Origin of the sequence: Empedobacter falsenii, from assembly GCF_019308355.1 — a bacterium.
Classification (GTDB): domain Bacteria; phylum Bacteroidota; class Bacteroidia; order Flavobacteriales; family Weeksellaceae; genus Empedobacter; species Empedobacter falsenii_B.
The window spans coordinates 90,762-103,219 of record NZ_JAAGKM010000002.1 but is presented as its reverse complement, the minus strand read 5'-3'; the positions used below and the strand labels follow the sequence as shown (position 1 = coordinate 103,219).

The window sequence follows — 12,458 nt, the reverse complement described above, 5'->3', positions numbered from 1 at the left end:
CGCAACTCTTAATCTGCTTTTAAACGTTTAGTTTTGAACATTTCTGGCTTATAGTTAATAATAAAAACACCAAGAATAATTAGAATAGTAGCGACAATAAACTTTGATGAAATCTGCTCGTCAAGAACTAACCAACTCAAAATAATTGCAATAATCGTATTGAAATAAGAAAGAATAGAAACTTGTATAGGGGAAATTTTGGTCAATGCATAATGAAATGAAAAAAACGTAATCACAGAACCAAAAACAGCTAAATAAAGCACGGCAGAAATACTTTTTGTACTCCAATTCTCGAAATTATAATTTTTAGTAAAAGCGAATGCAAAAATAATTTGAACAATTTCAGCAAATATAAATTGATAAAAAAGATTGAGAGAAATATTTTTAGATTGAATATTCATTTTTTTTGTGAAAATAGTTCCTGTTGCCCAACCTGTAATCGCACAAAAAAGTAAAATAATTCCAGTTCTATATGCTAGATTTGCTAATTCTTGATTTCCCTACCAAAAAATAAATATTCCACCCCAAAAATAAAGTAAAACACCTAATAACCCACGCTAACTGAATTTTTTTAAGCCAATAAAATACTTCCTAAAAAAACGAGAATAGGTAAGGTTGCACTAATTAATGCAGCTAAAATACTCGATAAGTTTTCTTCTGCAGCAGTAGTTAATCCATTTGCCATTATCAGCATTAATGAAGCGAGATAAGTTGATAAGAAAGGTTTTTCCAGACAATCTATTTTAATTCCTTTTTAGATAGTAAAATAATTAGCATAATTAGTCCTGCCAAAAATTTACGAATTTCAGCAACAAACCAACCAGGAATAGTTTCTACAGCTATACGAATTCCGAGGAAAGTTGTTCCCCAAAGTATTGCAACTATACTAACGGCAATCAATAATTTGATCTCTTTCAAGATAAAAAAGTTAAAAGTGTTAATTCTAAAATAGAATTATAAAAATAAAAAAAAGCGACTTGATAAACCAAGTCGCTTTTAAAGTATTATAATAGAGATTTATTATTTAACAAAATCTTCTGCTTGTTTTAGTGCAGCATCTAATCCAGAAACCTCTTTACCACCTGCTGTAGCTAAGAAAGCTTGTCCACCTCCGCCGCCATTGATATGCTTCGCGATTTCTTTTACAATTTGTCCTGCGTTATAACCTTTTTCATCTACAAGGTTTTTTGCGATAGAAATTGTAATCGATGGTTTTACGGCATCATTCGTACCAACAACGATAAATGCATTTTCGATTTCTTTTGTTAAATCAATTGCATTTTGTTTTGCGGCATTTGTATCTAAATTCGTTTTAACCGCTAAGAAATTAACACCATTAATCTCTTTAATCGCAGCTTTCCAAGTCGCTTTCTCAGCAGCAGCTTGTTGCGCAACAAAAGATTCTAATTGCTTTTTCAATTCTGCATTTTCATCTAATAAATGTTGAACCGCTTTTACCGCATCATTTTTAGTTTTAAGTGCAGCTAAAACATCATTGTAGTTTTTCTCAGCATCTTTGTATGCTTCGATAGCTTTGTTTGATGTAATTGCTTCGATACGACGAATACCAGCAGCAGTCGAAGATTCAGATAAAATTCTGAACAAACGAATATCTGCTGTGTTTTTTACGTGCGTACCACCACATAATTCGATTGAAGATCCGAAACGAATCACACGAACTTTATCACCATATTTTTCACCAAATAAAGCCATTGCTCCATCAGCGATAGCTTCGTTGATATCACAATCTCTTTTTTCGATTAGTGGTAAAGCTTCCGCAATTTTATCATTTACTTTTTGCTCAACAATTGCGATTTCTTCATCTGTCATTTTAGAGAAATGAGAAAAGTCAAAACGTAAATAATCATCTCCAACATAAGAACCTTTTTGCTCTACGTGCGTTCCTAAAACTTCGCGTAAAGCTTCGTGCATTAAGTGTGTTGCAGAGTGATTTTTAGTTGTCTCATTACGTTTTTCTGTGTCAACTTTCGCATTGAATGTAGCGTTTACATTTTCTGGTAAAGTTTCAACGAAATGAATTACTAAGTTATTTTCTTTTTTCGTGTCAACAACTTCAATTGTTTCATTCAAAGTAGAAATTGATCCTGTATCACCAATTTGTCCTCCAGATTCTGCATAGAAAGGCGTTTGATTGAATACTAATTGGAAAAATTCTCCTTTTTTATTTTTTACTTTTCTGTAACGTGTAATTTTTACTTCAGCTTCTGTGTTATCATAAGCGATAGAGGTTTCGTTTCCTTTATCATCTAAAATAACCCAGTCATCCGTTACTAAAGCAGTTGCTTTTTTCGAACGTTCTTTTTGTTTCGCCATTTCAGCTTCAAAACCAGCTTCGTCAATTGTGAAACCGTGATCTTCTGCTACAATACGAGATAAATCTGCGGGGAAACCAAATGTGTCATATAATTCGAAAACCACATCACCAGGAACAACTTTAGAATCTCCTAATTGCTCAATGATTTGATTTAATCGATTTAATCCTTGTTCAATTGTACGTAAGAAAGATGCTTCTTCTTCACGAATAACGCCAGTTACAATTGTTTCTTGTTTTACTAATTCTGGGAAGAAATCGCCCATTTCAGCTTTCAAGATTGGATATAATTTATAGATAAAAGGCTCTTTAAGACCTAAGAAACGATATCCGTAAGAAATAGCACGACGTAAAATACGACGAATTACATATCCAGCTCCTGTGTTTGATGGTAATTGTCCGTCTGCAATTGCAAAAGAAACTGCACGTAAATGGTCAACTACAACACGAATCGCGATATCTGTTTTTTCTGCTGCGCCATATTTTACACCAGAAATTTCTTCTAATTTTTGAATTGTTGGTTGAAAAACATCTGTATCATAATTTGATGATTTTCCTTGTAAAACCATTGCTAAACGCTCAAATCCCATTCCTGTATCGATGTGTCGCGCTGGTAAAGATTCTAAAGAACCATCAGCTTTACGTTGGTATTGCATAAATACCAAGTTCCAAATTTCGATAACTTGTGGGTGATCCATATTAACCAATGTTTTACCATCAACAGCTAAACGATCAGCTTCTGGACGAATATCAACATGAATTTCAGAACATGGTCCACATGGTCCGATATCACCCATTTCCCAGAAATTATCTTTTTTATTTCCGTAAAGAATTCTGTCTTCAGCAATATGTTGTTTCCAAAGTTCTAATGCTTCTTCATCTAATGATGTTCCGTCACCTTTATCACCTTCAAAAACTGTTACATAAATTTGATCTTTAGAGATTCCGTATTTTTCTGTTAGTAATTCCCACGCCCAAGCGATTGCTTCTTTTTTGAAATAATCACCAAAAGACCAGTTTCCTAACATTTCGAACATCGTGTGGTGGTAAGTATCTTTTCCTACATCATCCAAATCATTATGTTTACCAGAAACACGAAGACATTTTTGTGTATCCGCGATACGATTACTTTTTGGAGTTCCGTTTCCTAAAAAATATTCTTTGAATTGTGCCATCCCCGAATTATTGAACATTAATGTCGGATCGTCTTTCAAAACAATCGGCGCAGAGTCTACTATTAAGTGGCCTTTTGTCTCAAAAAAATGCAGAAATTCTTTTCTTATATCTTTGGATTTCATTTAATTAAATTATTTTTATCATTTGATTAACAAGTTTACTCGTACAATATTCGTTACTTTGCAAACGTTTTACAAAGATAATAAAAGGTTGGTTAAGTAATGGAAAATAAAAACTATAAGTATAATTCTGTAAAATTTTTGATGAGTTGGGCGAAGAAAAGAGTCCAAAAAACTCCTAAAACAGCGTTATACGTATTACTATTTTTATGTCTATCGACAATATCTGCTGGAATGATTGGTTATCATTTTAATGATTCTGAATACGCATCGAGAGCAGGGAAATTCAAAGATGACAAAAGCAAATTATTGGCTGAGTTGGAAAGAATGGAAAATGAAAATCAGCAATTACATAAAAAATTCAAAGAAGTTGAAGAGGCTTTGACAGAAATCGAAGAAAAAGATCGCAATATTTATCGTACAATTTATGATATGCGTGTCAATGAAAATATCGATTCTGTAAACAAAGAAATTGATAATTATACAGCAGAAGATATCGAAAAATTGATTGATAAAATCGAAATTGAATCAAAATCGTTGGACGAAGTATTTCGTTCTGCTGGTGTAAAAGATGCCAATTTATCATCAATGCCAGTTCTAAAACCTGTTGCAGATAAATATGTAAGTAGATTAGCTTCTGGTTATGGATCTCGTTTTCACCCAATTTTGAAAGTGAATAAAATGCACAAAGGTTTAGATTTTGCAGCTTCTACAGGAACACCAATTTATGCAACTGGAGATGGTTCTGTAAAAGTTTCTGAATTTAATTCGGGTTACGGAAATATGGTGGTCTTGAAACACGGAAATGGTTACGAAAGTTTGTATGCTCACATGTCTCGTGCGAAAGTTCGTAGTGGACAAAAAGTGAAAAGAGGCGATGTAATTGGTTATGTTGGGACGACTGGATTGTCGACAGGAGCGCATTTGCATTACGAAATTCACAAGAATGGAGAACCTGTAGATCCAATTATGTATTTCTACAATGATGTAGATCCAGACGATTTCATTAAAATTTATCAAAACTCTAAAAAATTGTCATTATCTTTGGATTAAACGCTGATAATGAACGTAGACCTGCCTGATAAACTATATTACTCGATTGGCGAAGTCGCCAAAGCCTTTGATGTAAATGCATCGTTGATTCGATTTTGGGAGAAAGAATTTGAAATTATTCAACCCAAAAAGAACAAAAAAGGAAATCGATTATTTACCAAAAATGATATTGATTGTTTCAAGAATATCTATTATTTGGTAAAAATAAAAGGCTATACGTTAGAAGGTGCAAAACAAGCGATTGGTAAAAAAGGAATTGCGACAACAACAGATGAAATAGATGTTGTGAAGCGATTAGAAAATATAAAAGATGAACTCATCAAACTTAAAATGAGTTTTGAGTCGGAAGAAATTTTAGAAAAAGATGAACTGAATTAAGTTCATCTTTTTTGGTTATAAAACTTTTGTTTCAATAAATTTAAAGCCAATTGCAAGTATAAAACTTATAATGATTAGAATCCAGTTTGGTTTTAGTTTAGTTTTTAATTCAAATAGTTTCGAAAAAATTTCAATCACTCTTTCTTTGTCAATAATTAAGATAACAAAGACTAAAACTTGATAAAAAATAGAAGAATTTAGCGCAACAATTTCATAGAAATAATCTTGTAGAATAATATTGATTAAAATTGTAGTTAATAACAAGCATGCAAAAATTCTTGTCCTTCTAAAAAGTAATGTGATTGCACCAATCACTTCAAAAATTCCGATGATTATTGGATACCCTTTGGTAAAACTATAAAAATTCCACATCAATCGATGACCTTCAGAAAGATGATTATTAATGCTGTTATCCATATTTGTGAATTGAGTAGGTTTTACAATTCCATACACAAACATTGATATTGAAACCGTAAATATTGCTGACCAATAAAGTATATAGATTAGTTTTTGTTTCATTTATTTTTTAAAATTATTTAGAATAATCATTACAATTTTTATAATTAATACAATAATAGTGATTGGAAGTAAGAAGAGTAAAATGGAGTATAAACTCCAAAAATCATTTAAAATTTTAAAATATTGTAAAAAAAATAAGCTAATCAAGTAAAGCCAGAATAAAAAAACTAAAATGAGAAGGTTATTTATTTTGAATATTTTTCGTTCAACGAAATAAAAAGTCAAAATAATCAAAAGTGGTATTGCAATAGTATAAACGTAAAACATATTTTAGGTTAATAGTTGGTTATAAGCTACGATGAACTCTTCCAATTGTTGTAAAGTTACTTTATCAATAATTTTTCCTTCCGAATTTACTTTTCCTTTAACACCTTGAATGAGTAAAGTTGTTTCATTATTGAAGTTTGTCATCAACGTTTTCATTATCAATTGCAATTCTTCATGTCCTTTTTCTCCATTTGCAGACGCAGTGATAATTCCTAAAGGTTTTCCATCAAAAATAGTTGTAGAAACGCACCATTCTAATACATTTTTTAATCCACTCGGAATACTAAAAATATATTCGGGCGTACAAATAATTATTCCATCAGCTTTTTCTATTTCAGTTCTAAAACCAAGTATTTCTTGCGGCGTATTTTCGATAGAACGTTCTGGATCAAAATGAGGAAGAGTTTTTAATTCATCAAAAACAGTACATTTGAAATATTGAGATGTAGAAGAAATAAAATTTTCTATGATTTTTTGATTAGATGAATTTTCGCTTGTGCTTCCATTAATGATGAAAATATTTTTCATTTTCGTTGATTTGAACATCTAAAATAGATAATTATTCTTAACTTATCTTAAGAAAATCTTCTGCTAAGATTTCGTAAATTTACAGATTCAAACGAAAACTCAATGTACTTAATATACGATACAGAGACAACTGGTCTTCCGAAAGATTGGAATGCGCCGATTTCTGACTCCGACAACTGGCCGCGTTGTATACAAATCGCTTGGCAATTGCACGATGAAATGGGGCAAATTATTGAACATCAAGATTATTTGGTGCGTCCAGATGGTTTTGATATTCCGTATGATTCTGAACGTATTCACGGAATTTCAACTGATTTAGCAACCGAAAAAGGTGTTCCATTAAAAGAAGTTTTAGATAAATTCAACGAAGCTTTAGGTAAAGCTAAATTTATTGTTGGACAAAATTTAGGTTTCGATATTAACATTATGGGAGCCGAATTTTATCGTCTGAATTATGAAAATAATTTAGCCGAAAAACCTGTTTTGGATACCTGTACCGAGGTGACTGCTGAGTTATTGAAACTTCCTGGAGGTCGTGGAGGTCGTTACAAATTACCAACGTTAACGGAATTGCATCAATATCTTTTTGGTGTTTCGTTTGGCGAAGCGCATAACGCAACTGCCGATGTGGAGGCAACTACGCGTTGTTTTTTCGAGTTGATTCGTAAAGGTATTTTTACAAAAAACGAGTTAGAAGTTGAAGATGAATATTTTGTTCGATTTAATGCAATTAATGAAACAAATATTCAGCCAGTTGGACTAAATCACGTAAATCTTAAAAAAGCTTCACAAGAAATTGCGAAAATTAAAGCCAAAGAAGATGGAGGAGATGAGGTTATTGATATTTCGGAAGAAGTTTTAGCACAATTCGAGAAAGCAAAATTTGCACATTTACATAATCACACACAATTTTCAATTCTTCAATCGACTATTTCTGTAAACGATTTGGTGAGTGCTGCGGCAAAAAATAAAATGACTGCAGTTGCAATTACCGATCATGGAAATATGATGGGAGCTTTTCATTTTAATGCAGAAGTACAAAATCATAATAAAGCTGCAAAAGTAAAGAATGAAGAGTTAATTGCTGACGGAGCAGAACCAACGGAAGTTATCTTAAAACCTATTATTGGTTCCGAATTCTTTGTTTGTGAAAATCATTTAGACAAAACAAAAAAGGATAATGGCTATCAAATTGTAATTTTTGCAAAGAACAAAAATGGTTATCATCATTTAGCAAAAATGGCATCGAAGGCTTATACTGATGGGTTTTACTACGTGCCTCGAATTGATAAAGCGATTATTGAAGAATATAAAGAAGATTTAATTGTTTTGTCTGGAAACTTACAAGGTGAAGTTCCAAACAAAATTTTGAATCTTGGTGAAAAGCAAGCCGAAGAAGCTTTACTTTGGTGGAAAGAGCAGTTTGGTGATGATTTTTACATCGAATTGATGCGCCACGGACAAGAAGATGAAGATCGTGTTAATCAGACTTTGCTTGCGTTTGCGCGTAAACACAATGTAAAAGTTGTTGCGACAAATAATACGTATTATATCAATCAAGACGATTCGAATGCACACGATATTTTGTTGTGTGTGCGCGATGCAGAAAAACAATCAACGCCAATTGGTCGTGGTCGTGGATTCCGTTTTGGTTTGCCAAATCAAGAATATTATTTTAAGTCGGAAGCAGAAATGAAACAATTGTTTCAAGACATTCCCGAAGCAATTATTAATATTCAAGAAATTGTTGATAAAATAGAAGAATACACGCTTTATCGAGATGTATTACTTCCAAAATTTGATATTCCCGAAGAATTTCATCACGCAGAAGATGATGAAGATGGAGGGAAAAGAGGTGAGAATGCTTATTTAAAACATTTAACCTACGAAGGTGCAAAAATTCGTTATCCAGAATTGACAGACGAAATTAAAGAACGTTTGGATTTCGAATTAGCCACAATTGAAAAAACAGGTTATCCTGGTTATTTCTTGATTGTACAAGATTTTATTGCTGCGGCGCGTAAAATGGGCGTATCGGTTGGTCCAGGTCGTGGTTCGGCGGCAGGATCAGCAGTTGCTTATTGTTTATGGATTACCAATTTAGATCCAATTCAGTACGATTTACTTTTTGAGCGATTCCTAAATCCTGATCGTGTATCTATGCCCGATATCGATATCGACTTTGATGACGAAGGTCGATCGTTGGTAATGGATTATGTGATTGATAAATATGGAGCAAATCAAGTAGCGCAAATCATCACTTATGGTACAATGGCGGCGAAATCTTCGATTAAAGATACGGCGCGTGTATTGGATTTACCATTGTTTGATGCGAACCGTGTTGCAGGTTTGATTCCGAATATGAAGTTATCTAAAATCTTCAATTTAGATGAAGCTGCATTAAAAGGAGCCTTAAAACCAGAAGAGTTTGATGCTGTAAGCGAATTAAAACGTTTATCGAATGGAGACGATTTAGCTGCGGAAACTATTCAGCAAGCAAAAATCTTAGAAGGTTCTGTTCGTAACACGGGAATTCACGCGTGTGGGGTAATTATTACGCCAGATGATATTACGAATTTCGTACCTGTAACAACAGCTAAAGATTCAGATTTATATGTAACGCAGTTTGATAACTCGGTTGCAGAAAGTGCCGGATTATTGAAGATGGACTTTTTGGGGTTGAAAACCTTAACCTTGATTAAAGATACCATCAAATTAGTAAAAGCGAGAACAGGAATCGAAATCAATCCGGATGAAATTCCGATTGACGACGAAAAAACATATGAGCTTTTCCAGCGTGGCGAAACGGTTGGGGTTTTCCAATACGAGTCACCCGGAATGCAAAAATACATGAAGGATTTACGTCCGACAGTTTTCGCGGATTTAATTGCCATGAATGCCCTTTATCGTCCTGGGCCTATCGAATATATTCCGTCGTTTGTTCGCCGTAAAAATGGTGAAGAACCAATTCAGTACGATTTGGATGCGATGGAAGAATATTTATCAGAAACCTACGGAATTACGGTTTATCAGGAGCAAGTAATGTTGCTTTCGCAAAAATTAGCAGGTTTCTCGAAAGGTGATGCCGACGTTTTGCGTAAAGCAATGGGGAAAAAGCAAAAAGCTGTCTTGGATAAAATGAAACCAAAATTTGTTGCGCAAGCTTCAGAAAAAGGGCATGATCCTAAGATTTTAGAAAAAGTTTGGACAGACTGGGAAGCCTTTGCATCCTATGCCTTCAATAAATCGCACTCGACGTGTTATGCATGGGTAGCGTATCAAACAGCTTATCTGAAAGCACATTATCCAGCAGAATATATGGCGGCTGTTCTTTCAAATAATATGAATGATATCAAGCAAGTGACCTTCTTTATGGAAGAGTGTAAGCGAATGGGATTGGCGGTTCTTGGTCCAGATATCAATGAATCGATTACGAAGTTTAACGTAAACGAAAATTATGAAATTCGTTTTGGAATGGGAGCTGTAAAAGGTGTTGGGCAAGCCGCAGTAAACTCGATAATTTCTGAACGTGAAGCAAATGGTCCGTTCAAAGATATATACGACTTTGTTAAACGTGTCGAATTGCGAACAGTGAACAAAAAAACAATCGAAAACTTAGTTTTAGCTGGAGGTTTTGATTCGTTTGAATTTCATCGTGGACGTTATTTTTTTATCGATAATACAACGACGAATCTGGAAAAATTAATCAAATATGGAGGAAATTATCAGGAGCAAAAAAACTCTTCTCAAACTTCTTTATTTGGCGATTTTGGTGGTGATTCTGTTGTAGAAGATGTGGTTCCGATGTTGCCAGATTGTGAGAAATGGAATATGTTACAACGTTTGTCGAAAGAGAAAGAAGTTGTTGGAATTTATATTTCTTCGCATCCTTTGGATGATTTCAAACATGAGTTGAAAATGGCTTCAAATTGTAGTATTTCTGATATCAATGCGAATGAAGATAATTTTGTCAACAAAGAAGTTTCAATTTGTGGAATGATGTCAAATATTCAACATAGAATTGCCAAAAATGGAAACGAATTTGGTATTTTTACGTTTAGTGATTACACCGATTCGATGGATATCATGGTTTTTGGTAGCGATTATATGAAATATAGACACTTTATGCAGGAAAATATGTTCTTGAATTTGAAATTGAATATCTCGAAAAAAGAATTCAAAGACAAAGAAGGAAATGTAACGCAAGGTCGTGTGTATAAAAACATCACAAATATTTTGTTGTTGAATGAAATTGTTGAAAAACAAGCCGAAAAAATGACGGTGAAGATTGAAGTTCCAGAATTTTCGGAAGAAACATTTAGCAAATTATCAGATATTATGTTCAAATATCAAGGAGATAAATTATTAAAAATTCAATTAATTGATCCAAAAGATTATTTGAATAATTTAGATTTACCAGCAAGTAAAATCAAAATTAACATTTGTCGAGATTTGTTGAAAGAATTAGATGAATTGCAGGAAATTACATTCAAACTGAATTAATTATTCGTTTCATCTATTGAATAATTGATAGATAATATGAACGAAATTTTTCAAGAATAAAATTTTATGTAGATTTGTAAACTTAAGATTAGATAAAAAAAATATAAGATTATGGCATTAGAAGTAACAGACGCATCATTTGCATCAGATATTATAGAGTCAGGAAAACCAGCAATGGTTGATTTTTGGGCTGTTTGGTGTGGTCCTTGTAGAATGGTTGGTCCAGTTGTGGAAGAGCTTGCTACAGAATATCAAGGAAAAGCAGTTATTGGTAAAGTTGATGTAGACACAAACCAAGAAGTTGCAGCAAAATATGGAATTCGCAACATTCCTACAATTTTATTCTTCAAAGACGGAGAAGTAGTAGACAAAGTTGTTGGAGTTGTTCCAAAAGAGCAATTAGTAGAAAAATTAAACGCGATTTTATAATAAATTAAATCGCTGATTTTGAAATAAAAGAATCTCGGATGCAAAATTTCCGAGATTTTTTTTGAAAAAAGTTTAGGTTTTATCAGAAAACCGCCTATATTTGCAATCCGAAATCGATACAGATTTTGATCCGGTAGTTCAGTTGGTTAGAATACTTGCCTGTCACGCAAGTGGTCGCGGGTTCGAGTCCCGTCCGGATCGCAAAAAGTTCGTTCTTTTACACAATATATTTTTTATAATTTCTGATCCGGTAGTTCAGTTGGTTAGAATACTTGCCTGTCACGCAAGTGGTCGCGGGTTCGAGTCCCGTCCGGATCGCAATTTTTTATAAAAATTCATAAAAAATATATCAATTTATAATTTTCTGATCCGGTAGTTCAGTTGGTTAGAATACTTGCCTGTCACGCAAGTGGTCGCGGGTTCGAGTCCCGTCCGGATCGCATCTATTTCTTTTTCTATTTTAGTGCGATCGAAAATTATAAATAAAAAAACAGACTGATCCGGTAGTTCAGTTGGTTAGAATACTTGCCTGTCACGCAAGTGGTCGCGGGTTCGAGTCCCGTCCGGATCGCCAACTTTTATAAGCTTCACTTATTGTGAGGCTTTTTTTTGCTCCAAACTTTTTATTTTTGCATAACGCATAACGCATAACGCATAACGCATAACGCATAACGCATAACGCATAACGCATAACGCATAACGCATAACGCATAACGCATAACGCATAACGCATAACGCATAACAATGAATCATATTTATTTGGTGAACGCCTTGGTTACAGATGAAACGGGTAGAATGTTAGCTGTCCGAAAAAAGAAATCGAAATTTTTTCAGATGGTTGGTGGAAAACGAGAACAAGATGAAGAATTATTAACCACACTTCGACGCGAATTTTTAGAAGAGATTAATGTTGATATTGTACAGCACGATGTTTCATTTTTAGGGCAACACACTTCTATTGCCGTTAATGAAGTTAATACCGAAGTTTATGCAAATGTATTTCATGTTAAATTAAAATCATTAGAAACGCTTAAAATCGCTTCTGAGATAGAAGAAATGGCGTGGATAACGAAAGAAAACTACAAAGAATTTCAATTGGCTCATTTATTAGAAGAATTCAGTTTACCGATTTGGTTAGAAATGGTTTTTTAAAT

General features: G+C 33.4%; 11 protein-coding genes and 4 tRNA genes. 9 read left to right on the top strand and 6 right to left on the bottom strand.

Annotated elements, in window-relative coordinates; genetic code table 11:
* Nucleotides 1–8 precede the first annotated feature (8 nt).
* The 3 genes from G0Q09_RS15130 to alaS all read right to left on the bottom strand — a co-directional run bounded on the left by G0Q09_RS15130 (nucleotide 9) and on the right by alaS (nucleotide 3,630).
* On the bottom strand, nucleotides 9–416 hold the full coding sequence (locus G0Q09_RS15130; protein ID WP_371875722.1) for a DMT family transporter: 408 nt from the start codon (nucleotides 414–416) through the stop codon (nucleotides 9–11).
* Nucleotides 417–738: 322 nt separating this feature from the next.
* Nucleotides 739–918 carry an EamA family transporter gene (locus G0Q09_RS15125; RefSeq protein ID WP_306822314.1) on the bottom strand — a complete coding sequence of 60 codons (180 nt, stop codon included), beginning with the start codon at nucleotides 916–918 and terminating at the stop codon, nucleotides 739–741.
* Between the two features lie 102 nt (nucleotides 919–1,020).
* Nucleotides 1,021–3,630, bottom strand: coding sequence for an alanine--tRNA ligase (gene alaS, locus G0Q09_RS01850; protein ID WP_219033788.1), 2,610 nt, complete (start codon nucleotides 3,628–3,630; stop codon nucleotides 1,021–1,023).
* Nucleotides 3,631–3,729: 99 nt separating this feature from the next.
* On the opposite strand from alaS, the gene G0Q09_RS01845 reads away from it, so the two are divergent.
* Nucleotides 3,730–4,680, top strand: a complete 951-nt coding sequence (locus G0Q09_RS01845) for a M23 family metallopeptidase (RefSeq protein ID WP_038330999.1) — start codon at nucleotides 3,730–3,732, stop codon at nucleotides 4,678–4,680.
* A gap of 9 nt (nucleotides 4,681–4,689) precedes the next feature.
* Complete coding sequence (locus tag G0Q09_RS01840) at nucleotides 4,690–5,058, top strand: MerR family transcriptional regulator (RefSeq protein ID WP_038331000.1); 369 nt, start codon at nucleotides 4,690–4,692, stop codon at nucleotides 5,056–5,058.
* Between the two features lie 15 nt (nucleotides 5,059–5,073).
* Here G0Q09_RS01840 and G0Q09_RS01835 read toward each other — a convergent pair whose 3' ends face one another.
* Entirely contained in the window at nucleotides 5,074–5,577 is a 504-nt protein-coding gene (locus tag G0Q09_RS01835; RefSeq protein ID WP_038331001.1) for a hypothetical protein, read from the bottom strand.
* A gap of 270 nt (nucleotides 5,578–5,847) precedes the next feature.
* Nucleotides 5,848–6,372, bottom strand: coding sequence for an NADPH-dependent FMN reductase (locus tag G0Q09_RS01830; RefSeq protein WP_115001941.1), 525 nt, complete (start codon nucleotides 6,370–6,372; stop codon nucleotides 5,848–5,850).
* Between the two features lie 102 nt (nucleotides 6,373–6,474).
* Between G0Q09_RS01830 and dnaE the strand changes: the two genes are divergently transcribed.
* From dnaE to G0Q09_RS01800, 6 genes are all read left to right on the top strand, one after another.
* Nucleotides 6,475–10,875: a DNA polymerase III subunit alpha gene (dnaE, locus tag G0Q09_RS01825; RefSeq protein ID WP_114998805.1), complete on the top strand. Its 4,401-nt coding sequence runs from the start codon at nucleotides 6,475–6,477 to the stop codon at nucleotides 10,873–10,875.
* A 111-nt stretch (nucleotides 10,876–10,986) separates the two neighbouring features.
* Nucleotides 10,987–11,304 (top strand): thioredoxin, encoded by a 318-nt coding sequence (gene trxA / locus G0Q09_RS01820; RefSeq protein ID WP_038331009.1) that lies wholly within the window; start codon nucleotides 10,987–10,989, stop codon nucleotides 11,302–11,304.
* 127 nt (nucleotides 11,305–11,431) lie between these two features.
* A tRNA-Asp gene (locus tag G0Q09_RS01815) sits at nucleotides 11,432–11,505 on the top strand.
* Nucleotides 11,506–11,548: 43 nt separating this feature from the next.
* Nucleotides 11,549–11,622 (top strand) — tRNA-Asp (locus G0Q09_RS01810).
* Between the two features lie 48 nt (nucleotides 11,623–11,670).
* Nucleotides 11,671–11,744, top strand: a tRNA-Asp gene (locus tag G0Q09_RS01805).
* Between the two features lie 57 nt (nucleotides 11,745–11,801).
* Nucleotides 11,802–11,878: transfer RNA gene (locus tag G0Q09_RS01800), tRNA-Asp, on the top strand.
* Between the two features lie 17 nt (nucleotides 11,879–11,895).
* Here G0Q09_RS01800 and G0Q09_RS01795 read toward each other — a convergent pair.
* Nucleotides 11,896–12,057, bottom strand: a complete 162-nt coding sequence (locus G0Q09_RS01795; protein ID WP_219033787.1) for a hypothetical protein — start codon at nucleotides 12,055–12,057, stop codon at nucleotides 11,896–11,898.
* On the opposite strand from G0Q09_RS01795, the gene G0Q09_RS01790 reads away from it, so the two are divergent.
* Nucleotides 12,049–12,456: an NUDIX hydrolase gene (locus G0Q09_RS01790; protein WP_219033786.1), complete on the top strand. Its 408-nt coding sequence runs from the start codon at nucleotides 12,049–12,051 to the stop codon at nucleotides 12,454–12,456. The genes G0Q09_RS01795 and G0Q09_RS01790 overlap by 9 nt on opposite strands.
* The last annotated feature ends 2 nt before the right edge of the window (nucleotides 12,457–12,458 follow it).

Bases quoted from the DNA above. Each gene is read 5' to 3' on its own strand.
- G0Q09_RS01790 (WP_219033786.1), top strand. From the start codon at position 12,049: ATGAATCATATTTATTTGGTGAACGCCTTGGTTACAGATGAAACGGGT.
- dnaE (WP_114998805.1), top strand. From the start codon at position 6,475: ATGTACTTAATATACGATACAGAGACAACTGGTCTTCCGAAAGATTGG.
- G0Q09_RS01845 (WP_038330999.1), top strand. From the start codon at position 3,730: ATGGAAAATAAAAACTATAAGTATAATTCTGTAAAATTTTTGATGAGT.
- G0Q09_RS01840 (WP_038331000.1), top strand. From the start codon at position 4,690: ATGAACGTAGACCTGCCTGATAAACTATATTACTCGATTGGCGAAGTC.
- trxA (WP_038331009.1), top strand. From the start codon at position 10,987: ATGGCATTAGAAGTAACAGACGCATCATTTGCATCAGATATTATAGAG.
- G0Q09_RS01835 (WP_038331001.1), bottom strand. From the start codon at position 5,577: ATGAAACAAAAACTAATCTATATACTTTATTGGTCAGCAATATTTACG.
- G0Q09_RS01830 (WP_115001941.1), bottom strand. From the start codon at position 6,372: ATGAAAAATATTTTCATCATTAATGGAAGCACAAGCGAAAATTCATCT.
- G0Q09_RS01795 (WP_219033787.1), bottom strand. From the start codon at position 12,057: ATGATTCATTGTTATGCGTTATGCGTTATGCGTTATGCGTTATGCGTT.
- alaS (WP_219033788.1), bottom strand. From the start codon at position 3,630: ATGAAATCCAAAGATATAAGAAAAGAATTTCTGCATTTTTTTGAGACA.